19 protein-coding genes are annotated in these 20,131 nt (G+C 64.9%); 9 read left to right on the top strand and 10 right to left on the bottom strand.

The genetic code is table 11. The features are described from left to right. Positions 1-94: 94 nt before the first annotated feature. Positions 95-709: an NAD(P)H-dependent oxidoreductase gene (locus tag CRO75_RS16125; RefSeq protein ID WP_097136746.1), complete on the top strand. Its 615-nt coding sequence runs from the start codon at positions 95-97 to the stop codon at positions 707-709. 53 nt (positions 710-762) lie between these two features. On the opposite strand, the gene CRO75_RS16130 is transcribed toward CRO75_RS16125, so the two are convergent. Both CRO75_RS16130 and ppnN read right to left on the bottom strand, forming a co-directional pair. Next, positions 763-1,080, bottom strand: a complete 318-nt coding sequence (locus tag CRO75_RS16130; RefSeq protein WP_007924983.1) for a DUF2388 domain-containing protein — start codon at positions 1,078-1,080, stop codon at positions 763-765. Positions 1,081-1,248: 168 nt separating this feature from the next. Beyond that, positions 1,249-2,622 carry a nucleotide 5'-monophosphate nucleosidase PpnN gene (ppnN, locus tag CRO75_RS16135; protein WP_007924984.1) on the bottom strand — a complete coding sequence of 458 codons (1,374 nt, stop codon included), beginning with the start codon at positions 2,620-2,622 and terminating at the stop codon, positions 1,249-1,251. Positions 2,623-2,958: 336 nt separating this feature from the next. On the opposite strand from ppnN, the gene CRO75_RS16140 reads away from it, so the two are divergent. The 3 genes from CRO75_RS16140 to CRO75_RS16150 all read left to right on the top strand — a co-directional run bounded on the left by CRO75_RS16140 (position 2,959) and on the right by CRO75_RS16150 (position 6,082). Next, positions 2,959-5,049, top strand: a complete 2,091-nt coding sequence (locus tag CRO75_RS16140; RefSeq protein WP_158539498.1) for a C1 family peptidase — start codon at positions 2,959-2,961, stop codon at positions 5,047-5,049. After that, the gene (locus tag CRO75_RS16145) at positions 5,046-5,456 is read left to right on the top strand and encodes a hypothetical protein (RefSeq protein ID WP_097136750.1); all 411 of its coding nucleotides are present in this window, start codon (positions 5,046-5,048) and stop codon (positions 5,454-5,456) included. The genes CRO75_RS16140 and CRO75_RS16145 overlap by 4 nt, the downstream gene beginning before the upstream one ends. 218 nt (positions 5,457-5,674) lie before the next feature. Then, the gene (locus CRO75_RS16150; RefSeq protein WP_085530475.1) at positions 5,675-6,082 is read left to right on the top strand and encodes a response regulator; all 408 of its coding nucleotides are present in this window, start codon (positions 5,675-5,677) and stop codon (positions 6,080-6,082) included. Positions 6,083-6,177: 95 nt separating this feature from the next. Here the strand turns inward: CRO75_RS16150 and CRO75_RS16155 are convergent, their stop codons facing one another. Beyond that, a complete protein-coding gene (locus tag CRO75_RS16155; protein WP_009043268.1) occupies positions 6,178-7,047 on the bottom strand; it encodes an oxaloacetate decarboxylase in 870 nt (289 codons plus the stop codon). Positions 7,048-7,551: 504 nt separating this feature from the next. Here CRO75_RS16155 and CRO75_RS16160 point away from each other — a divergent pair. Next, positions 7,552-8,091 carry a DUF4174 domain-containing protein gene (locus CRO75_RS16160; RefSeq protein WP_092418443.1) on the top strand — a complete coding sequence of 180 codons (540 nt, stop codon included), beginning with the start codon at positions 7,552-7,554 and terminating at the stop codon, positions 8,089-8,091. Between the two features lie 141 nt (positions 8,092-8,232). Here the strand turns inward: CRO75_RS16160 and CRO75_RS16165 are convergent, their stop codons facing one another. Continuing rightward, positions 8,233-9,456 carry an aspartate aminotransferase family protein gene (locus CRO75_RS16165; RefSeq protein WP_097136753.1) on the bottom strand — a complete coding sequence of 408 codons (1,224 nt, stop codon included), beginning with the start codon at positions 9,454-9,456 and terminating at the stop codon, positions 8,233-8,235. 101 nt (positions 9,457-9,557) lie between these two features. Here CRO75_RS16165 and CRO75_RS16170 point away from each other — a divergent pair, with 101 nt between their 5' ends. After that, a complete protein-coding gene (locus CRO75_RS16170) occupies positions 9,558-10,460 on the top strand; it encodes a LysR family transcriptional regulator (protein WP_092418441.1) in 903 nt (300 codons plus the stop codon). A gap of 75 nt (positions 10,461-10,535) precedes the next feature. Here the strand turns inward: CRO75_RS16170 and CRO75_RS16175 are convergent, their stop codons facing one another. The 4 genes from CRO75_RS16175 to CRO75_RS16190 form a co-directional block, all read right to left on the bottom strand. Continuing rightward, positions 10,536-12,368, bottom strand: a complete 1,833-nt coding sequence (locus tag CRO75_RS16175) for an NAD(P)/FAD-dependent oxidoreductase (protein WP_097136755.1) — start codon at positions 12,366-12,368, stop codon at positions 10,536-10,538. 213 nt (positions 12,369-12,581) lie between these two features. Continuing rightward, positions 12,582-13,088 (bottom strand): NUDIX hydrolase, encoded by a 507-nt coding sequence (locus CRO75_RS16180; RefSeq protein WP_092418439.1) that lies wholly within the window; start codon positions 13,086-13,088, stop codon positions 12,582-12,584. 8 nt (positions 13,089-13,096) lie between these two features. Further along, entirely contained in the window at positions 13,097-13,804 is a 708-nt protein-coding gene (locus CRO75_RS16185; protein ID WP_097136757.1) for an NUDIX hydrolase, read from the bottom strand. Between the two features lies 1 nt (position 13,805). Then, positions 13,806-14,351: an adenylyltransferase/cytidyltransferase family protein gene (locus CRO75_RS16190; protein ID WP_097136759.1), complete on the bottom strand. Its 546-nt coding sequence runs from the start codon at positions 14,349-14,351 to the stop codon at positions 13,806-13,808. Positions 14,352-14,533: 182 nt separating this feature from the next. On the opposite strand from CRO75_RS16190, the gene CRO75_RS16195 reads away from it, so the two are divergent. From CRO75_RS16195 to nadE, 3 genes are read left to right on the top strand one after another with little or no spacing between them, the layout of a single operon-like run. Then, positions 14,534-15,181, top strand: a complete 648-nt coding sequence (locus tag CRO75_RS16195; protein WP_097136761.1) for a nicotinamidase — start codon at positions 14,534-14,536, stop codon at positions 15,179-15,181. Positions 15,182-15,190: 9 nt separating this feature from the next. Next, positions 15,191-16,420, top strand: a complete 1,230-nt coding sequence (gene pncB, locus CRO75_RS16200; protein WP_097136763.1) for a nicotinate phosphoribosyltransferase — start codon at positions 15,191-15,193, stop codon at positions 16,418-16,420. A gap of 1 nt (position 16,421) precedes the next feature. After that, positions 16,422-17,249 (top strand): ammonia-dependent NAD(+) synthetase, encoded by an 828-nt coding sequence (gene nadE / locus CRO75_RS16205; RefSeq protein WP_097136765.1) that lies wholly within the window; start codon positions 16,422-16,424, stop codon positions 17,247-17,249. 85 nt (positions 17,250-17,334) lie between these two features. Here the strand turns inward: nadE and CRO75_RS16210 are convergent, their stop codons facing one another. Beyond that, entirely contained in the window at positions 17,335-18,648 is a 1,314-nt protein-coding gene (locus CRO75_RS16210) for an FAD-binding oxidoreductase (RefSeq protein WP_097136767.1), read from the bottom strand. A gap of 57 nt (positions 18,649-18,705) precedes the next feature. Continuing rightward, a complete protein-coding gene (locus CRO75_RS16215; RefSeq protein WP_097136769.1) occupies positions 18,706-20,070 on the bottom strand; it encodes a glutamine synthetase family protein in 1,365 nt (454 codons plus the stop codon). Between the last annotated feature and the right edge of the window lie 61 nt (positions 20,071-20,131).

Consider the following 20,131-nt stretch of genomic DNA (forward strand, 5'->3'; position numbering starts at 1 on the left):
CAAAAGTAACTTACTGTTCGTAACTTACCAAAAGTATATAGGGCCTGGTTACCGCCCTCAATCCAATTTGCCTCCATCGGCAGGAGTCTTCGCCATGCATGCGCTTATCGTTGTCGCCCACCATGATCCCCGCTCCCTCAGCCACAGCCTGGCGGCCCAGGTCGCCGAGGGGCTTGGGCCGTCCCACTCGTTCGAGATCGCCGACCTGTTCGCCGAGGCGTTCGACCCACGCTTCAACGTCGCCGACCACGCGGTCCATCGCCGGCAGGAACAGCCCCCGGCCGACGTGCTGGCCGAGCAGGCGCGCATCGACCGCGCCGATGCGCTGGTGCTGGTCTATCCGGTGTACTGGTGGTCGATGCCGGCGCTGCTCAAGGGCTGGATCGACCGGGTGTTCGCCAACGGCTGGGCGTTTGATTTCAACCTCGAAGCCAATAGGTTTGAGAAGAAACTCGGACACCTGCGGGTGCATCTGCTTGGCGTCGGTGGGGCCGATGCCGGCACTTACGGGCGCCACGGCTACGAGACGGCGATGAAGACCCAGATCGACCACGGGATCTTCGACTACTGCGGGGCGCGGGTGCTGACCTCGGAGCTGCTGCTGGAATCGGAAAGCCAGGATCCGGCGCTGCATCTGCGCACGGCCCGGGCCATCGGTCGTGATCTGTTCAGCCGCGCCAGCGCCGCCGCGGCGGTCCAGGCGGGATGAGGGGATAAGGCTCCGCGACGTCCCGGTCGCGGAGCGCAGGACGGCATCGGCCGTCAGTGCCCGGCGGGCTGCGCCTGTTGAGTGAGGATCGCCCTGGCCAGTTCTTCATCGCTGGCGTTGAGGCCTGGGTTTTCCTGACGGATTTTCTGCAGCACCGACTCCAGGTAGACGCCACGGATGGCGCCGCCGCTGGCGACGAAGCTGGAGGCGTCGTCACGGGCGGGAATCACCATCTTGTCGTCCTTGAAGGTCGAGTACAGCGAGGCGGAAACCCCTGCGGAGGTGGCGACATCACCCGCATCGACACGGGCCATGGCTGAACCTGCGGGCAGACAGAGCAACAACGAAGAAACGAGTAATAGGCGGCGCATGGGGGCGTCCTCCGACAGCGTGAAGCGAAAAGGAAGTACTACACAATCTAGGATGCGCGACGCAGCCCCGGAGTTCCCTGAACGCTCGCGGTGGCCGCTGGCCGGGCGTTTTCTGTGGGGCAGCCAGCAGCCCCCGGCATTGCACCGGGGGCTGTGGTCAACGGGTTGTCAGCTCACGACCCGGTAGCACGGCACATAGGCCGCGCCGCCCGGCAGTTTCATCCGGTGCTGCTGGACGAAGGATTTGAGCAGGTGATCCAGCGGCTGCATGATCGCCGTGTCGCCGTGGATTTCGTACGGGCCGTGCTTTTCGATCAGGCGGATGCCCTTGTCCTTGACGTTGCCGGCGACGATGCCGGAGAACGCGCGACGCAGGTTGGCCGCCAGCTCGTGGGACGGCAGTGCGCGGTCCAGTTGCAGGCTGGCCATGTTGGCGTGGGTCGGGTCGAACGGACGCTGGAAGCCTTCGTCGATTTTCAGCAGCCAGTTGAAGTGGAAGGCGTCGTTGCGTTCGCGGCGGAACTGCTTGACCTCCTTGAGCCCCTCGGTCATCTGCCGGGCGACCTCGGCCGGGTCGTCGATGATGATCTGGTACAGGCTGTGGGCCGCATCGCCCAGGGTTGCGCCGACGAAGGCGTGCAGTTGCTCCAGGTACGGCGCGGCGCTTTTCGGCCCGGTGAGGATCACTGGGAACGGCAGCTCGCGGTTGTCCGGGTGCATGAGGATACCCAGCAGGTACAGGAACTCCTCGGCGGTACCGGCGCCGCCCGGGAAGATGATGATGCCGTGGCCGACGCGGACGAAGGCTTCCAGGCGCTTCTCGATGTCCGGCAGGATCACCAGCTCGTTGACGATCGGGTTCGGCGCCTCGGCGGCGATGATGCCTGGCTCGGTGAGCCCCAGGTAACGGCTGCCGCTCATGCGCTGCTTGGCATGGGCGATGGTCGCGCCCTTCATCGGGCCTTTCATCACGCCCGGGCCACAGCCGGTGCAGACGTCCAGTTTGCGCAGGCCCAGCTCATGGCCGACCTTCTTGGTGTACTGGTATTCCTCGGTGCTGATCGAGTGGCCGCCCCAGCAGACCACCATCTTCGGTTCCACGCCCGGGCGCAGGGTGCGGGCATTGCGCAGCAGGTGGAAGACGTAGTCGGTGATGCCCTGGGAGCTTTCCAGGTCGATGCGCTGGCTGGCCAGCTCGCTTTCGGTGTAGACGATGTCGCGCAGGGCGCTGAACAGCATTTCCCGGGTGCTGGCGATCATCTCGCCATCGACGAAGGCATCGGCCGGGGCGTTCAGCAGTTCCAGGCGCACGCCGCGGTCCTGCTGGTGGATGCGGACTTCGAAATCCTTGTAGGCGTCGAGGATAGTCTTGGCGTTATCGACGTGGGCGCCGGTGTTGAGGATGGCCAGGGCGCACTGGCGGAACAGGGCGTAGATGCTGCCGGAACCGGCTTCGCTGAGTTGTTGCACTTCACGTTGGGACAAAGTCTCCAGGCTGCCTTTGGGGCTGACCGAAGCGTTGATGACGTGTCTTGAATGCATTCTGGATTCCTTGAAAGCGAGACCACCGGCCCATGCGGGCCCATGGCTTAAGAATAGTGAGCGGCGGGCGGGACGCCGGGAAAACATTCTCCCGGGCTTCACCACGCGAAGGCAAACGGGCCACCGGAACGTGCGGCGCGTCCGCCACGCTACTTTCTCACAGCTGGTGGTCCGAAGCGAAAGCGGCGTGCATCGCCCTTGGCTATGCTCAGCCCAGTCACCCATAGGGCTGGGGAGCGCAACCAGGCGCCGGCAGTGCCAGTCTCGTCACGACATCGGGAGCGCGTGAGCATGGCATCTGCATCCGACCGGTCCGCGGTCAAAAAGGGCAAGGCTGTGGCTACAGCCAAAAAAACCGAGAAAAAAACCACGAAAAAAACCGCCGCAACGGCTGCCAGGGCTGGCAAGAAGATCGCCCGCCGCAAGGCCGCCACGGCCCCTGTGCGGGTCCTGAACGTGCGACCGGACGGCCTGGATTTTCGCGACACCATGTATATCCCGACCCTGGTGGAAGTCCCGGTACGCCGCGAACTCAGCGACTACCGCAAGACCAGGGTGCCGGTACTCGACCAGGGCCAGGAAAACGCCTGTACCGGTTATGGCCTGGCGACGGTGGCGCATTACCTGCTGCGCACCCGTCGCTATCAGTCCGACGCCACGCTCGTCAGCCCGCACATGTTGTACGACCTGGCCCGTCGTTATGACGAATGGGCCGGCGAGGTGGACGAAGGTTCCAGTTGTCGCGGGGCGATGAAGGGCTGGTACAAGCACGGGGTGTGCCCGGCACCGCAGTGGCAGGCCAACAACCAGGCCACGACCCTGACCCAGGTGCTGGCCGAGGAGGCGGCGCTGCGTCCGCTGGGGGCGTACTTCCGGGTCAACCATACCGACATCGTCGCCATGCACGCGGCGATTGCCGAAGTCGGTGTGCTGTACGCCAGCGCCAGCGTGCACGAGGGCTGGCATGCAGTCGGTGGGGATGGCCATATCCAGCCCTCGGCGAACATTCTCGGCGGCCATGCCTTCGCGATCGTCGCCTATGACCAGGACGGTTTCTGGATTCAGAATTCCTGGGGCGAGACGTGGGGGTACGAGGGGTTTGCCCACCTGCGCTACGACGACTGGCTGGCCAACGGCGCGGATGCCTGGGTCGCTCGGCTCGGCGCGCCGATCACCCTGCGCGTGTCGCTGCAGGCGGCATCGCAGGCCAAGGCGGTGGCGGCGGCTTCGTCCAGCGAGACCCTGCGGGAGATTCGCCCGCATGTCATCAGCCTGGGCAACGACGGCGCCTTCGACCCGCGTGGCGACCTGGCGACCACCGCGGCCAGCGTCGAGGAGATATTCGCCGTGGACTTCCCGCGCATCACCGCCGGCTGGGCGAAAAAACGCATCGTGGTGTATGCCCACGGCGGCCTGGTGGCGCAGGCCGGGGCCATCGAAACCGTGGCCGGCTACCGCGCGGCGATGTTGCAGGCCGAGTGTTATCCGCTGGCGTTCATCTGGAAGACCGATTACTGGAGCACCCTGGGCAACATGCTGGCCGATGCCGCCCGGCGCCGGCGCTCCGAAGGGGTGCTGGACGCGACCAAGGACTTCATGCTCGACCGCCTGGACGATGCGCTGGAGCCCATTGCCCGGCTGCTGACCGGCAAGGCCGAGTGGGACGAGATGAAGGAAAACGGCCTGCGTGCCATGGTCAATGCCAACGGCGGGGCGCGGGTGGTGGCCAGGGCCCTGGCGCGCCTGGCTACCCAGGGGGTGGAGATCCATATCGTCGGGCACAGCGCGGGCAGCATCCTGCTGGCGCCGATGGTGCAGTACCTGGTATCCAAGGGTGAGATGAACGGCGGGCCGATGGCGCGCAGCCAGTTGAAGGGGCTGGGGGTGAAGATCGCCAGTTGCCACCTGTGGGCGCCGGCCTGCACCGTCAAGCTGTTTCGCGAGACTTATTTGGCGCCGATTCGCGACAAGCGCATCCAGAAGTTCGGTCTGTTCACCCTGACCGACCTGGCCGAACGTGACGACCATTGCGCGCATATCTACAACAAGTCCTTGCTGTACCTGGTCTCCGATGCCTTCGAGGACAAGGTACGCATACCGCTGATTCGACCCGACGGTGAGCCAATCCTCGGCATGGAGCGGTTCGTCACCGGCGAAAGCGATCTGGCGCAGCTGTTCTCCAATGCCCCGAACGCCGATTGGGTACGCGCGCCCAACGACTTGCCGATGGGCAGTCAGAATGCCTCCGGGGCCCGTCACCACGGCGATTTCGACAACGACGAAACCACGGTTCGCGCGACCCTGGCGCGGATCCTCGGGCAAGGCGGAGCGCGGCAAGCCCTGGTGTTGTCGCAACCCATCGCCGAGCGGGCGCAACGGCGGCGCCAGCTGGACCTGGCCAGCAGCATTGGCCGGAGGCAATCATGAGCATTCCTTCGCCGATCCGCCCCATCGAGGTACCGGCCAACCAGTCCTGTATCACCAGTGAGTTCGAAATCGAAGTCGGGCATCGCTACCGTTTCCTGGTGGAAGGCCAGTGGGCCGATGCCACGGACCCGCCGACCGGGCCCGAGGGCGTGGCGCACCCGGGCGGCATCCGCGAGGGCTTCGGCTGGGCCAAGCGCTTGCCCGAGGCGGCCTGGATGGCGCTGCTGGTGCGGACCAGGGGCCCGAAGGGCAAGTCGCGCTGGCGCCTGCTCGGGCGCGGCGACGGCGTCTGGTCGGACCTGCCACCGGGGCGCCTGCAGTTCTGCGCCAACGACGTGCTCGGCTTCTACCGGAACAACTCAGGGAAGATGGACGTCAGGGTGATCGATGTCACCGAGGGTGGCTAGCGGGGCTCTTGGCGGGTGCGCAGAGCGGCTTTGGGGCAGGTGTGGGAGCGAGGCGCCCCTGGCGGCGATCCCGCTGCCGCCGGCGCAACCGACGGTGCCTGCACGGTCTTGCCCAGCACCTCGGCAGGCCGAGTGAATTTATCGGCCAGGCGCTGCTCATAACTCTAAATGGCGTAATCGCGCCAGGGTTGTGTACGCAGTCAGGGAGCGGCATCCACATGAGCCCGGTTTCATCTGTCAATCCAGGCCAGCCTTGTCGCCTGCTGTTAGTGGTCGAGGACGAGCCGATGATCCTGGAGTTTCTCTGTGAGATTCTGCAGGACGAGGGCTTCGCCACCCAGGCCATGCTCCGCGCGGATGAGGCGCTGCAGTTCCTGGAAAGCCACCCGGACCAGGTGCGTCTGCTGCTGACCGATATCAATATGCCGGGCACCTTGAACGGCGCGGGCCTGGCCAATCGGGTGCGCGAGTGCTGGCCGGAAATGCCGGTGCTGGTGATGTCCGGTTATGAGACGCCGCAGAGTTCCGGCATCCGCTATCCGGTGTCGTTCATCCGCAAACCCTGGACCATCGGGCAGATCCTCGACAGTGTCGACCAGGCGTTGAACAAGGCGGGGAATAGGTAACTGGGCGGGGCGCTGGCGAGATGAGGAGCGAAGCGGCTTTCGACCACCCAGGACCTCGGGTCCTCGGTGATCGCAAGGGCGGGTGAGCTAGCGGCTCACTCTTTGACGCTCATGAACTCTTTGGCCCAGACGATGTACTCCTCGGGCTGGGTGTAGGTGTGGGCCAGCTCGGTGGCGCTGAGGTCCGAGGCCTGGGTGAAGATCTGCCGCTGTTCGCGCAGGCAGTCGTAGGTGGCCTTGATCGCCGCGAAGTACGCCGCGTGGCCGTCGACGATGATCTTCGCGCCCAGTTGCGCCAGGCGCGCATCGTCGCGCAGCGCCGGGTTGCCGTAGGTCACCAGCATCAAGGGGACCGACAGGTGCTCGGAGATCTGCTCCAGCTGCTCGAAATCCTTGATCCCGACCATGCAGATACCGTCGGCGCCGGCACGCTCGTATTGCTGGGTGCGGCTGATGATTTCCTGGATCGGCAGGATCGCCGCGTTGGTCCGGGCGATGATCGCCAGTTCCGGGTCGACCCGCGCTTCCAGGGCCGCGCGGATCTTGCCCACGCCTTCGGCGACCGAGATCAGGTCGGTGGACTTGCGCCCGAACTGGGCCGGCAGCAGGGTGTCTTCGATGGTCAGGGCGGCGACGCCGGCGCGCTCCAGTTCGACCACGGTACGCATCACGTTAAGGGCGTTGCCGTAGCCATGGTCGGCGTCGGCGATCACCGGCAGCTGGGCGACGCGGCCGATGCGGGTGGCCTGCTCGGCGAATTCGCTCAGGGTGATCAGGGCGAAGTCAGGCGCGGCCAGCACCTGCAGCGAGGCGACGGAGCCGCCGAGAATGCCCACTTCGAAACCCAGGTCGGCGGCGATCCGCGCCGACATCGGGTCAAATACGGAGGCGGTGTGAAAGCAGGAGTCTGAAGCGATCAACTCGCGAAAACTACGGCGTAAATCTTGATGAGACAGCCTGGACATACGAACTCCCGGAAGGAGGTAAAAGAGATGCCGACGATAGCGTCGAGTCAAAAATGCAATCGGTCGTCCAGCGCGCCTGTGTAGAAGGGGCGCTGCGAAAACCTGGGCAGATGAAGACGAAGCAAGCAGGTGTGAAACGGCGGGTGACGCCGCACCGGATGGAAAAAGCCAGGCGGGCGCTCTTGTTATGGCCGGGATGAAGGCTATCACGCCGCCGCGGCGAAAATGATGACGAATTCGTATGGGCCCATGCCAGAACGGCATAGGCCATGCCGGTTGTCATGGGCGCCAAGGCGGGTCGATCATGCCGAACAAGAGGGTTCGGTTATCACTGGCGTTTATGGGAGTGTCGATCTGTAGTGGCGAGGACGAGAGTACGCAGCGCTCGTTGCTACGCCTCGAACCAGGGGAAAGGCTCAATAAAATGTCAGAATTTGAGTCCGGGTCTGGACCTTTTCCCCTGATGCGCAATCATTAGGACGTGGATACCCAAAGGAGAGACGCATGTTCATTCGGTCATTGACCCTCGCAACGCTGCTCGCTGTCGTCGGCCCCGCAATGGCGGCCGACAACGAAGGCCCTCTGGCCCAGGATCAGGGCAAGGCGCGCCCACTGATCGTCATCGCTCCCAGCACCGTGGACCCGACCCTGGTGGCGCTGAAGAAGTCCCTTGAGGAGCCGGCCAACCGCCAGGCCTTCAGCGAACGCAACATGGTGCTCTACACGGTGATCAACACCATCGGCCAGCGCGACGGCAAGGACCTGGACCCGCAATCGACCATGGCGTTGATCCGCAGCCTGAAGCTCGGCGCCGGGGCGCAGACCAAGGTGATCCTGGTGGGCAAGGACGGCGAGAAGAAGCTCGAGCATTCCGGGGCCATCGAACTCAAGGAAGTCTTCAGCACCATCGACCAACTGCCGGCGGCGGAAAAGGAAGCCGTTGCGCCGACGTTGGCACCGGTCTCGGAAGTCAAGGCGGCCCACGCCGGCAAGGCCGCCAAATCGGGCAAGCCTGCGGCACCACCCAAGCCGCTGGACGACTGAGTCTGGCCATCACCGTTTCCTGATAGCGCATCGCGAGCAAGCTCGCTCCTGCAGAAACATACGGGCTTCTGTAGGCGCGAGCTTGCTCGCGATGGCGTTCTAACTCACCGCGCCTGAGTTCAGCCGACCATCAGGCATCGGTCACGACACTGCCAGCATTTCTGCCTCTTTTGCTGCACCGCCATCACCTTCAGTGTTTTGCAGTGTCCGGCTGACCCCGCGCACGATCATCTCGACTTCCCGTTCATCGATGATCAGCGCTGGCAGCAGGCGGATGGTGGTACCGCGGGTCACGTTGATCAGCAGTCCGTGATCCTGCGCCGCCCGTAGCGCCAGCTCGCGCCGCGGGGCTTTGAGCTCGATGCCGATCATCAGCCCCAGGCCGCGCACCTGCAGGACCTGCGGGTGATCCGCCAGCTCCACCCGCAAGCGTTGCAACAGGTGCTCGCCCTGGCGCCTGGCGTTGGCCAGCAGGCCTTGTTCCTCGATGATCTCCAGCACGGTGCAGGCCACCCGACAGGCCAGCGGGTTGCCGCCGAAGGTGCTGCCGTGGCTGCCGGGGGTGAACAGCTGCGCGGCCTTGCCCCGGGCCAGGCAGGCGCCGATGGGGATGCCGTTGCCCAGGCCCTTGGCCAGGGTCATCACATCCGGGACCACACCCTCGTGCTGGCAGGCGAACCACTGGCCGGTGCGGCCGATGCCGGTCTGGATCTCGTCGAGCATCAGCAGCCAGTTGCGCCGGCTGCACAGCTCGCGCACGGCCTTCAGGTAGCCGTGCGGGGCCAGGCGGATACCGCTTTCGCCCTGGATCGGCTCCATCAGCACCGCGGCGATACGCGGGCCGTGGGCTTGCGCGGCTCGCTCCAGGGCGGCCAGGTCGCCGAAGGGCAGCTTGAGGAAATCCCCGGGCAGCGAGTTCAGGCCCAGGCGCACCGCCGGTCCGTCGCTGGCCGCCAGGGTGCCCAGGGTGCGGCCGTGGAAGGCGTTCTCCATGACGATGACCAGCGGCCGCTCGATGCCTTTGTGCCAGCCGTGCAGCCGTGCCAGCTTCAGCGCGGTTTCGTTGGCTTCGGCGCCGGAGTTGTTGAAGAACGCCCGGTCCATGCCGGCCGGCTGGGTCAGCCGCTGCGCCAGCCGCTGTTGCCAATCGATGCTGTACAGGTTGGAGGTGTGCAGCAGCAGGCCGGCCTGTTCGCGGATGACGCTGACCAGCTTGGGGTGGGAATGGCCGATGCCCGTCACCGCCACGCCGGCCACCGCGTCCAGGTATTCGCGGCCGGCCTGGTCCCAGAGGCGGGTGCCCAGGCCGTGGGTGAAGCTCAGGGGCAGGGGTTGATAGGTGCTCATCAGGCAGGTGGCGGTCATGACGGGTAGCTCCATCGAGTGGGGTGTGCTGGCAGTATCGTTAGCCACCCTGGCTAGATAAACTCGTCAATTCTTTAATCATCTTCAAGTCAGGGTTGATAATGGATCTGTTCCAGGCGATGACGGTATACGTGAAGGTGGTGGAGGCGGGGAACATGACCGCCGCCGCCCGCGAGTGCGGCCTGTCCACCACCATGGTCGGCAATCACCTGCGGGCGTTGGAGCAGCGCCTCGGGGTCAGCCTGCTCAGCCGCACCACAAGGCGCCAGCGCCTGACCGAGTTCGGCGCCGAGTATTACCAGCGTTGCCTGGCGGTGCTGGGGCTGGTGGCGGACTCCGAGCGCATGGCGGAACAGGTCCAGGGCGAGCCGTCCGGCACCTTGCGCATCACCGCGCCGCTGACCTTCGGCACCGAACGCCTGGCACCGGCGCTGAGCGAATTCCAGCAGCGCTGCCCGCAGGTCAAGGTGGAACTGACCCTGGCCAACCAGCGCTTCGATTTGATCGATGGCGCCTTCGACGTGGCTTTTCGCCTGGGCAACCTGGACACCACATCGCTGATCGCCCGGCCCCTGGAGGACTACACCCTGACCATCTGCGCCGCGCCGGATTACCTGGAGCGCTGCGGCACGCCGCAAGTCCCGGAGGACCTGCAGCACCACAACTGCCTGGCGTTCGCCTATCCGGCCGGTGACGAGTGGAGCTCCACCGCCACCCAGTGGCCGCTGCGCGGACCCGAGGGGGACGTACTGATCCCGGTGTCCGGTTCGCTGCTGACCAATACTTCGTCCGGCCTGCACCGCGCGGCGCGGGGTGGCCTGGGGGTGGTGATGATGCCCGATGCCCTGGTGGAGGAGGACCTGCAACAGGGGCGGCTGGTGCCTGTGTTGCAGGACTATCAATTGCCCTTGCGGGCGATGCACCTGCTGTACGCCCAGGACCGTTACCGCCTGCCCAAGCTGCGCAGCTTCGTCGAATTCGCGTTGGAGAAGTGGGGGCGCTGATCGGCGTCGGGCCATCAAGCAAAGACCCCGTCGTGCCGGTCTGGCAGCGACGGGGTCGGGTTCATGCAGGTTCGGTCAAGCCCTTTCGACAGGCTTCAGTTTGTCCCAGGATTCCACCGGCCCCGGGTTGCCCGGCAGGCTGCCGCTGCCAAAACACACCGCCAGCTTGTTCACCGCGTTGATCGCGGTGGTGACCGCGCCTTCGGCCCAGCCAGCGGTCCAGGACACGTCATCGCCGGCCAGGATGAAGCGGTCGGGATTGTCCGTGCCGACGTCGCTCATGAACTGGGAAAAGATCCGCCGCTGATACTCGTACTGCCCCGGCAGGTTCATCTTGAAGGCGCCCAGGTACAGCGGCTGGTCCTCCCAGTTGTGCTCCACGAAGGCATCGACCGTGCTGTATTGCTCGTTGAGGTTGATCTGTGGGTAGAGGTTGTCCAGCAGGTTGGTACACAGATCGACATGCTGTGGCAGCGGCGCGGGGCGGTCGCCGAGGAACTTCAGGGCATCGTCGTTCCAGGTGTAGGACAGGAAGATCCCGCTGCCTTTGTAGTCGCCCTTGCTGGCCGAGTAGTCCACCAGGTAGGTGCCGCGGGTCAGCCGGTCGGACAGGGTGATGCTCATCTTGCGTTGCTCGCCCTCTGCCACCGGGTCGTTCCAGAACGGGCGCCGGGTGGCGGCGAAAATCTTCGCCGACTGCATGTAGTGGGTGTACATGATGGCTTCCCAGGTATCGATGGGTAGCAGGCCGTTCATGGCGGGAAGGCTTCGTGGGTTTCCCGAGTAGCGCAGTTTGTCGAGGATCCGCACATGCGGGGTGTAGATGACGCTGGGGAAGTAGCGTTGCTGGGTTTTTTGGTTGCGGGTGTCGGTAATGGAAACGAGGAAGGAGCCGTCCCGCTGGCGTTCGATGTGTCGCACCTCCTGGTGGAACGGGTCAGGGAATACCTCGCGGGCCAGGGTTTCGACTGTGGTTTCCGCGGGCCAATGCTTCATCATGTCGCCCAGCTCTTGCGGGGTCTTCGACCAGAGCCGTTGCGGCAGGCTGGAGGAGCCGTCGAACATCAGTTGGTGGTCGGCGTCCAGGCCGGTGTACAGCACGCGCAGCAACTCGAGGATGCTGTTCGGGTAGTCGGTGTTCCAGCCGCCGGTGCCGAAGCCGATCTGGCCGAACAGGTCGATATCGGCCTTGTCCCAGCCGGAGTTTTCCAGGAGCGCGGCGTAGAAGCTGACATCGTCGCCGCTGGTGCCGGTCGCGGGGTTGACGATGGCGTTCCACAGCTCCTTGATCTTCGGCTGATCGATGTGGTTTTCGGTCATGGCCTCTTCCATGGCGGTGAAATCGTAGGTTTCCAGGAAGTTATCGAAGAACTGGTTTTCCAGTTCAGTGTATTTCTCTGGTTTTTTAAAATCCGGGTGGCCGTCCACTTCGTAATAGACTTTTTCCCCGCGGTAATCGACCACGGTGCTGAACGCCGCGGCGGTGCCCGGGTTGGGAAAGTCCGCCGAGTTTTCGGTCATGCCGACTTTTCGGAAGTAGTGGAACAGCGCCTTGCCGGACACCGGAAAACGCATCGCGCCCAGTTCACAGAGCACCTGGTCGCCTGGGTTTTCGGGGTCGCCCTGGACCTTGGAGTAGAGCCGCCCGCCGATGCGCTCGGAGGCTTCGACCACCACCGGGTGCAGGCCCATGCGCATGGCCTCATAGGCGGCGACCAGGCCGGCGACGCCGGCACCGACGATCAGCACCTGTTTCCCGTAGTTCTCCGGGGCGACATGGCCCAGGGGGCTGCCCTGCGCTTTCTGCAGAAAGTCGGCGTAGTGAAAGGGGAAGTCCGGAATCAGCGCGGTGACGTCCTTGTTCATGCGCAGGGGAGAGCGGTTGGTTCTGGAAGGAATCGCAGACATGGGGTTTCTCCTTGAAAGTCATTTCCATGTGTTTCCACTTGCTCGATGGCTCTATATCAATAGTCGCCAGAGGTCCAAGCCTAGAACAGATTCCGGGATGCATAGGGTCGGGCGGGGGTTGTGCCCGCGCGGGGCGGCAGCGCAAGAGCGTGAGAGGAGGACTTAATGTCCGATGCCCTGGTGCCGGAGGACCCGCAGCAGGGCTGGCTGGCGTTAGGCCGACTCGCTGGCCAGCAGCATCATCGCCGCCGACAGGGTGTGGCCGTCGGTGATCCGGCCGGTGGCAATCAGCGTCATCAATTCCTGGCGACTGACCCACAGCAGATGGTCCACTTCACCATCGGTGGCGGCGGCCTGTTGCTCGGCAATCTGCACCTGGCACACCGCCACCGCGCTGGCGATCAGCGACGTGTTGCTGTGCAGCAGGCCCAGTTCGCGAACGTGCGACGCCTGCCAGCCGGTTTCCTCCAGCAATTCGCGGGCCGCGGCGTCAACAGCACTTTCCCCGGCATCGATGGCGCCGCGGGGAAACTCGATGGACTGGCCGCCGATGGCCCGCCGCTTGAGGTTGACCAGCATCAGCCGGCCATCGGCCAGGGTCGGCACGGCCACCACGCCGTTCACCGCCCGGGGTTCCTTGATGATGAAGTAGCCCTGCTCACGGACCACCTTGAAATACGGGGTTTCCAGCAGGCACTGGTTGTCGGCGATGGAACTCATGGGGGGTATCACTCCAGAAAACAGCGATCGAACAGGTACAGCTCGGCGGGCTTGAGATTTTCCACTGTGGCTTGCGGCCGGCCGCCGTCGCCGCTTTTCTTGCGTCCGGTTTCGCGCAGGTAACCGGCTTCGCTCATCTTCAACAGGCGCTGGCGGATGCTGGTCTTGAGCACTGGCCGTTGCAGCACCAGGGAGAAGATGCTCACCGCTTCGGGGGCGCTGAATTCGCTGCCGAGAAACATCAACGGCAGGCTGCTGTACAGGGATTTGGAAAACAGCCGCTCGTGCACCTGGGCCACCAGGCTGTTGTGGTCGAAGGGCAGCTTGAAGCTGCCGCTGGCCACGTCGCCGAGGGTAAAGAAACCCTGCTGCGGGCCGGGCTCCACCGGCTCGCTGACGATCCCCAGGTAGAAGGTCGAGGACGACCAGCAGCGCGGGTCGCGAAAGGCGTCGCCGACCGTGCCCACCTGCTCCAGCCAGGCCAGGGGCATGTCCACCTTGCTGGAGCGCCGCAGCCGCTGCACCGCATCATTCAGGCTGCGGTCCTCGACATCGCCGTTGACCACGATGCCCGGCAGGGCCCAGTGCCCGGCGAAGGGCTCGCCGTCGCGTTGATGGAGGAGGATTTCCAGCTCGGAGCGTTCGCGGTTATAGCGCAGCAGGCACAGGTCGATGGTGTGCAGGTAGGCGCTGGGGGAGAGGGGGCGGTCGGGCATATCAACTTCCGTGGACGGCGTAGAGGCCGTAGTTTAGCGGATTCATGCCCGGTGCCAGCCATTGGCTTGGCGGTGTTTCGCCGCGGGCCAGGCATTGGCGCAACACGCTGCTGCGCACCCCCGGTTGTTCTTCGATCCGCAGGATGGAAAAGCGCTGCCGCAACTCTTCGCCGCGATGGAACCCGGGCAACTGGCGCGCCACGTCCTCACCCACCACCAAGGCAATGCGCTTGCCGTCCAGAGCCAGGTCGTCCGCCAGCCGTTGCAGCAGGGTGTAGCTGTAGACCGGGGCGGGATCGGCCAGGCCCAGTCGCTGTTCCAGGCGGCTCACTGCCAGTTCGGCGGGGCACTCGGGTTGCAGGTGCCGGGTGACGGCCTGCAACCAGTTCACCCGTTGCTCGAAGTCGGCCATGCGCTTGCCGTCCGGATGGCGAAAGCTGGGGACCACCAGCACGCGCCGGGCGTGGCGGGCGGCTTCAAGCATGACCCGGGCGTGACCGGCGTGGGGCGGGTTGAAGGCACCGCCATAGAGGGCCAGTTCAAACATCTGCATCTCCTTATTGGTACATGACGTGTACCTTATCATTGCTTGTGTGCGCGGGGAATCGGCATGTCTTGCGCTATTTATATTGTTTGATTCGGATCGATGAAATAAAAAACGGAGTCAAAGGGGGTTGTCTTTAAAGTACATGACATGTACTTTTGGCTCCATGCAAAGGAGAAACCAGCATGAGCAGCCAAACGATGAAGACCGCTTCCTTCGATGTCGATGCACAAAAGAGCTTCACCCCGCTGTGCCCGGACGAACTGCCCGTGGCCGAGGGCGACCGCATCGGTGGCGAGCTGAATTTCATGGCGACCCTGGCCAGCCTGCGCATCGGCAGCAAGGACGCCCACAGCCCCCAGGCCCCCTGGGTGGTGGCCGAGCCCGGGCAGATGCTCCAGCCCACCGGCCTGGAGCATGCCGACCTGACCTGGGTCAGCCACTGCGTACCGGGCACCGAAGGGTTCGCCCTGCTGGACGAATTGCCGACGCCCTATGACTACGACTACTTCGTGTGGAAGGGCGTGGAGCCGGACCTGCACCCCTACGGCGCCTGCTACCACGACCTGCACGGCAAGCTGTCCACCGGGGTCATCGAATACCTCGACAGCCAGGGTGTGCAACGGGTCATCGTCGGCGGCCTGGCCCTGGATTTCTGCGTCAAGACCACCGCCCTGCAACTGGCCGCCGCCGGCTTCAAGGTGATCATCCATCTGCCGGCATGCCGCGCCATCAGCGCAGAGGGCGCCACCCAGGCGATCGACGAGATGCAACAAGCGGGTATCGCGGTGGCCGCGACCCGCGAAGAAACCGCCAGATTGGCCAGTGCCTGAGGAGTCACCATGGAAAGTGCATTTGACCGTAACAATGGCGTGATCCAGAGCCTGCTGGACACCGACTACTACACCTTCACCATGATGCAGGCGGTGCTGCACCAGCACCCCAATGTCGATGTGGAATACCAGTTCATCGTCCGCTCCAGAGAGTCCCTGGTGCATCTGATCCCGCAGATCCGCCAGGAACTGGAAAAGCTCGCCAGCCTGCAGATGCGCGAAGGTGAACAGCGCTTTCTGTTCAACAAGCGTTTTCGCGAGTACCTGACCCCGGACTTCGAGCAGTTTCTCGGCCTGTTCCGTTTCAACCTGCGCTACATCCACGTGGCGGCGGTCGATGGCCAACTGAGCATTCGCGTCCGCGGCCCGATGTTGCACTGCATCATGTTCGAGCAGCCGGTGCTGGCCATGGTCAGTGAGTTGCGCAACCGCGACAGGTATCCGGAGGTGGAGCTTGCGGACGTCACCCGCCGGCTCTATCAGAAATTCGAATGGCTGGAGAAAAACTCCAGCCGCGAAGAACTCGCCGAGCTGCGGGTCTCGGACTTCTCTACGCGTCGGCGTCTGTCGTTCAAGGCCCAGCGCGAGGTGGTGAAGATCATGCGCAGCGACTTCCCCGGGGTCTTCGTCGGCACCAGCAACGCCCACCTGGCCTACGAGTTCGACCTGCCGCTGATCGGCACCATGGCCCACCAGTGGTTGATGGTGCACCAGCAACTGGGACGGCTGCGGGAGAGTCAGAACACGGCGCTGGAAAACTGGGTGCGCGAATACCGCGGACGCCTGGGCATTGCCCTGACCGACTGCATCAGTACGGACTTCTTTCTCAAGGACTTCGACCTGTACTTCGCCAAGCTCTACGACGGCCTGCGCCAGGATTCCGGGGACCCGATTGCCTGGGCCGACAAGGTCCTGGCCCGCTACCGGGAACTGAGCATCGATCCACGGAGCAAGGACCTGATGTTCTCCGACGGCCTGAACTTCGAGAAATGCCTGCCGATCCTGCGCCATGTGCGTGGCCAGGCCCGGTTCGGTTTCGGCATGGGCACCAGCCTGGCCTGCGACGTCGAAGACGTCGAGCCGCTGAGCATTGTGATGAAGCTGGTGCGAGTGCATGGCGAACCGGTGGTGAAGTTCTCCGATGACCCGATCAAGAACGTCTGCGAAGACCCGTCGTTCCTCAGGTACGCGGCGCAGGTGTTCAACGTCAACCTCAGCAACTCGCCCCTGGAGGCCTGATATGAGCAGCCAAACCCAAGAACGAATTGCCCGGGAGCTGGGCATCGATCGGCAACTGGCGCGCGGAGACGAAGCCGCGGAAATCATCCGGCGCGTGGACTTCATCCAGCAGGTGTTGCGCGAGTCCGGCGGCCAGGCCCTGGTGTTGGGCATCAGCGGTGGCGTCGATTCCCTGACCGCTGGCCGCCTGTGCCAGCTGGCGGTGGAGCAGATGCGCGGGGCAGGGCACGACACCCGTTTTATCGCCATGCGCCTGCCCTATAAAAGCCAGGCTGACGAAAGCGATGCCCAGGCCTCCCTGGACTTTATCCGCCCGGACTCGGTCAGCACCTGCAACATTGCCGACAGCGTCGACGGTCTGATGAGCCAGGTGCGGATCGATGGCTTGCGGCCGTCGGCCGAACTGACCGACTTCGCCAAGAGCAACGTCAAGGCGCGGGCGCGGATGCTGGCGCAGTATGCGGTCGCCAACTTCAGCAACGGCCTGGTGGTGGGGACCGACCATGGTGCCGAGGCCCTGATGGGGTTTTTCACCAAATACGGCGACGGTGCCTGCGACCTGGCTCCGCTGTCGGGCCTGACCAAGACCCAGGTGCGCGCGCTGGCCGAGGCGCTTGGCGCCCCCGGGCATCTGGTGCACAAGGCCCCCACGGCGGACCTTGAAGAACTGGCGCCGGGCAAGCTGGACGAAACGGCTTATGGCTGCAGCTACGCCGAGATCGACGCCTACCTGATGGGCGAGCCGGTGTCCGATGCCGTGCGCCATCTGATCGAAACCGCCTACCACCGCACCGCCCACAAACGCGCCTTGCCGCGCACCCCCGCCTGACCCGCCTTGGCTTGCCGGCGATGGCGATCTCAAGGAGGCCATCGCGAGCAAGCTTCGCTCCTACAGAAGCGAGGAGTACGGGGCCTTAGCGCAACCGTTCGAGCATCTGGTAGTACCACATGCCCGCCGCCAGCATCGGGTTGCCCAGCTGGTCGCCGAAGGGCACGCGGATGTGCTGGCAGGCGGCGAAGGTGTCGTAGTGCTCGAGGTGCCCGGTGATGGCCTGGGCCATGATCTCGCCCATGATGTGGCTGGTGGCGATGCCGTGCCCGGAGTAGCCCTGGCAATACCAGACGTTGTCCGAGAGCTTGCCCAGCTGCGGGATGCGGTTGATCACGATGCCCATGGCGCAGCTCCACTGGAAGTCGATGGCCACGCCCTTGAGCGCCGGGAAGGTGCGTTCGATGCAGGGACGCAGTTCGCCGGCGATGTCCCGCGAATCCTTGCCGCTGTAGTTGGCGCCGCCGCCGAACAGCAGGCGGCCATCGGCGGTCATGCGGTAATAGTCGAGCACAAAGCGGCAGTCGTAGACCGCCAGGTCCTGGGGGTTGAGGCGCTTGGCCAGGTCGCCCAGGGGCGCGGTGGTGACGATGCCGCCCATGGCCGGGAAGATCTTGCCCTTGAGTTGTTTCGGCTCCAGCTTGTGGTAGACGTCGCCGGCCAGCAGCACCTGTTTGGCGTCGATGCGGCCCTGGGCGGTGATCACCGCCGGGCGCTCGCCGTGGACAATCTGCAGCACTTCGCTGTGCTCGAAGATCAGCGCGCCGAGGCTCTCGGCGGCGCGGGCTTCACCGATGCACAGGTTCAGCGGATGCAGGTGCAGGTTGCGGGTGTTCTTGATCGCGCCGTGGTACAGCGGGCTGTCCAGCACCTCGCGCAGCTGTTGCTGGTCCAGCAGGCTGACCTCGTCGCCCATGCCGCGGCGTACCGCTTCTTCGTAGTCGGCGCGCAGGCCGGCGAGGTGGCTGGGCTTGTAGGCAGCGTGCAGGTGGCCGTGCTTGAGGTCGCAGGCGATGGCGTAGTTGTCCACGCGCTGGCGGATGATCCGGTGCCCGCGCCAACGCAACTGCCAGATGAAATCGTCGACTTCGTCGCCCAGGGTGCGGCGCATCTGCTTGCGCATGGCCTCGTCGCCGGACAGGCTGCCGGTGACCTGGCCGCCATTGCGCCCGGTGGCGCCCCAGCCGATTTTGTGGCTCTCGACGATGGCCACTTTCAGGCCTTTTTCCGCCAGTTCCACGGCGCTGGCGACGCCGGTGAAACCGCCGCCGATGATCACCACGTCGACCTGATGAGTGCCTTGCAGGGTCGGGTAATGGGTTTCCTGATTCAGGGTGGCGCTGTAATACGAAGGGCTGCGTTCGGCTGCCGGTGTGACCAGATTGAGTGCGGCTGTCATGGGCTGTTCTCGAATTTTTATTGGGGCCGGGCCGGCGCCGTGACGCCGGCCAGCGCGTCACGCCTGGGTCAGGTACCAGCGCCAGTCCTGCTCGCCGACTTCGGCCATGAACTGGCGGTATTCGGCGCGCTTGACCGCCAGGTAGACGCCGAGGAATTCGCTGCCCAGGGCGTCGCGGGCCCAGGTGGAGTTCTCCAGGGCGGTCAGCGAGGTCAGCCAGTCGGTGGGCAGCAGTTCGCTGGCCTGGGCATAGCCGTTGCCTTGCACCGGATCGCCCGGATCGAGCTGTTCGCGCAGGCCGCGATGGACCCCGGCGAGGATCGCCGCGGCGGCCAGGTAGGGGTTGGCGTCGGCGCCGCAGATGCGGTGCTCGATATGTCGGCTGTTGGCCGGGCCACCCGGCACCCGCAGGCTTACGGTGCGGTTGTCGACGCCCCAGGTCGGCGCCAGCGGCGCGTAGCTGTTGGCCTGGAAGCGGCGGTAGGAGTTGGCGTTGGGGCAAAACAGCAGCAGCGAGTCGAGCAGCGACGCGAGCATGCCGCCCACCGCCTGGCGCAGCAGCGGGGTGCCGGCCGGGTCTTCGGCGGCGAACAGGTTGTGGCCCTCGGCGTCGGCGATGCTCACATGCATGTGCATGCCGGTGCCCGCCAGGTCATCGAAGGGCTTGGCCATAAAGGTCGCCTGCATTCCGTGCCGGTGGGCCACCGCCTTGACCAGGCGTTTGTAGCGCACCGCCTGGTCCATGGCCTCCAGGGCGTCGCCGTGTTCCAGGGTGATTTCCACCTGGCCCGGGGCGTATTCGGAGATCGCCGTGCGCGCCGGGATGCCTTGCAGTTTGCAGGCGGCGTAGAGGTCGGCGAGGAAGGGTTCGATCTGCTCCAGCTCGCGCAAGCCATAGACCTGGGTGTGCCGTGGCCGGCCGCCGTCGGCGTCCAGCGCCGGTTGCGGGCGGCCGTTGCTGTCGCGCTTGGCGTCCAGCAGGTAGAACTCCAGCTCGCAGGCCATCACCGGGTGATAACCCTCGGCCTTGAGTTGGTCGATGACCTTGATCAGCAGGTGGCGCGGGTCGGCGATGCTGGCGGGCAGGCCTTCCTGCGGGTGCATGCTGACCTGCACCGCGGCGGTGGGGATCTGCCGCCACGGCAGGCGCACCAGGCTGCCGGCCAGGGGGTAGGCGCGGCAGTCGATATCGCCGACGTCCCAGACCAGCCCGGAGTTTTCCACGTCGTCGCCCTGCAGGGTCAGGCCGAGGATGGTGCTGGGCAGCGGCCGGCCGCTTTCATAGACCGCCAGCAGTTCCTCGCGGTGCAACAGCTTGCCGCGCGGCACGCCGTTGGCGTCGAGGATGAACAGCTCGATCATGTCGATATCGGGGTTGGCGGCCAGGAAGCTACGGGCCTCGTCAAGGGCTGCAAATTTCATGGTTCTCTCGCTTGCGCCATGGCGGCGCGCAGGTTCGGTTCATGCAGCGGCGCCGGCAGGG

This window comes from Pseudomonas sp. LAMO17WK12:I10, from assembly GCF_900215185.1.
GTDB classification, from domain to species: Bacteria; Pseudomonadota; Gammaproteobacteria; order Pseudomonadales; family Pseudomonadaceae; genus Aquipseudomonas; species Aquipseudomonas chlororaphis.

Coding starts and splice junctions, on each gene's coding strand:
- CRO75_RS16150 (WP_085530475.1), top strand. CDS start 5,675: ATGAGCCCGGTTTCATCTGTCAATCCAGGCCAGCCTTGTCGCCTGCTG.
- CRO75_RS16210 (WP_097136767.1), bottom strand. CDS start 18,648: ATGACAGCCGCACTCAATCTGGTCACACCGGCAGCCGAACGCAGCCCT.
- CRO75_RS16160 (WP_092418443.1), top strand. CDS start 7,552: ATGTTCATTCGGTCATTGACCCTCGCAACGCTGCTCGCTGTCGTCGGC.
- CRO75_RS16125 (WP_097136746.1), top strand. CDS start 95: ATGCATGCGCTTATCGTTGTCGCCCACCATGATCCCCGCTCCCTCAGC.
- nadE (WP_097136765.1), top strand. CDS start 16,422: ATGAGCAGCCAAACCCAAGAACGAATTGCCCGGGAGCTGGGCATCGAT.
- CRO75_RS16165 (WP_097136753.1), bottom strand. CDS start 9,456: ATGACCGCCACCTGCCTGATGAGCACCTATCAACCCCTGCCCCTGAGC.
- CRO75_RS16155 (WP_009043268.1), bottom strand. CDS start 7,047: ATGTCCAGGCTGTCTCATCAAGATTTACGCCGTAGTTTTCGCGAGTTG.
- CRO75_RS16185 (WP_097136757.1), bottom strand. CDS start 13,804: ATGCCCGACCGCCCCCTCTCCCCCAGCGCCTACCTGCACACCATCGAC.
- CRO75_RS16170 (WP_092418441.1), top strand. CDS start 9,558: ATGGATCTGTTCCAGGCGATGACGGTATACGTGAAGGTGGTGGAGGCG.
- ppnN (WP_007924984.1), bottom strand. CDS start 2,622: ATGCATTCAAGACACGTCATCAACGCTTCGGTCAGCCCCAAAGGCAGC.
- CRO75_RS16130 (WP_007924983.1), bottom strand. CDS start 1,080: ATGCGCCGCCTATTACTCGTTTCTTCGTTGTTGCTCTGTCTGCCCGCA.
- CRO75_RS16195 (WP_097136761.1), top strand. CDS start 14,534: ATGAGCAGCCAAACGATGAAGACCGCTTCCTTCGATGTCGATGCACAA.
- CRO75_RS16175 (WP_097136755.1), bottom strand. CDS start 12,368: ATGTCTGCGATTCCTTCCAGAACCAACCGCTCTCCCCTGCGCATGAAC.
- pncB (WP_097136763.1), top strand. CDS start 15,191: ATGGAAAGTGCATTTGACCGTAACAATGGCGTGATCCAGAGCCTGCTG.
- CRO75_RS16190 (WP_097136759.1), bottom strand. CDS start 14,351: ATGTTTGAACTGGCCCTCTATGGCGGTGCCTTCAACCCGCCCCACGCC.
- CRO75_RS16180 (WP_092418439.1), bottom strand. CDS start 13,088: ATGAGTTCCATCGCCGACAACCAGTGCCTGCTGGAAACCCCGTATTTC.
- CRO75_RS16145 (WP_097136750.1), top strand. CDS start 5,046: ATGAGCATTCCTTCGCCGATCCGCCCCATCGAGGTACCGGCCAACCAG.
- CRO75_RS16215 (WP_097136769.1), bottom strand. CDS start 20,070: ATGAAATTTGCAGCCCTTGACGAGGCCCGTAGCTTCCTGGCCGCCAAC.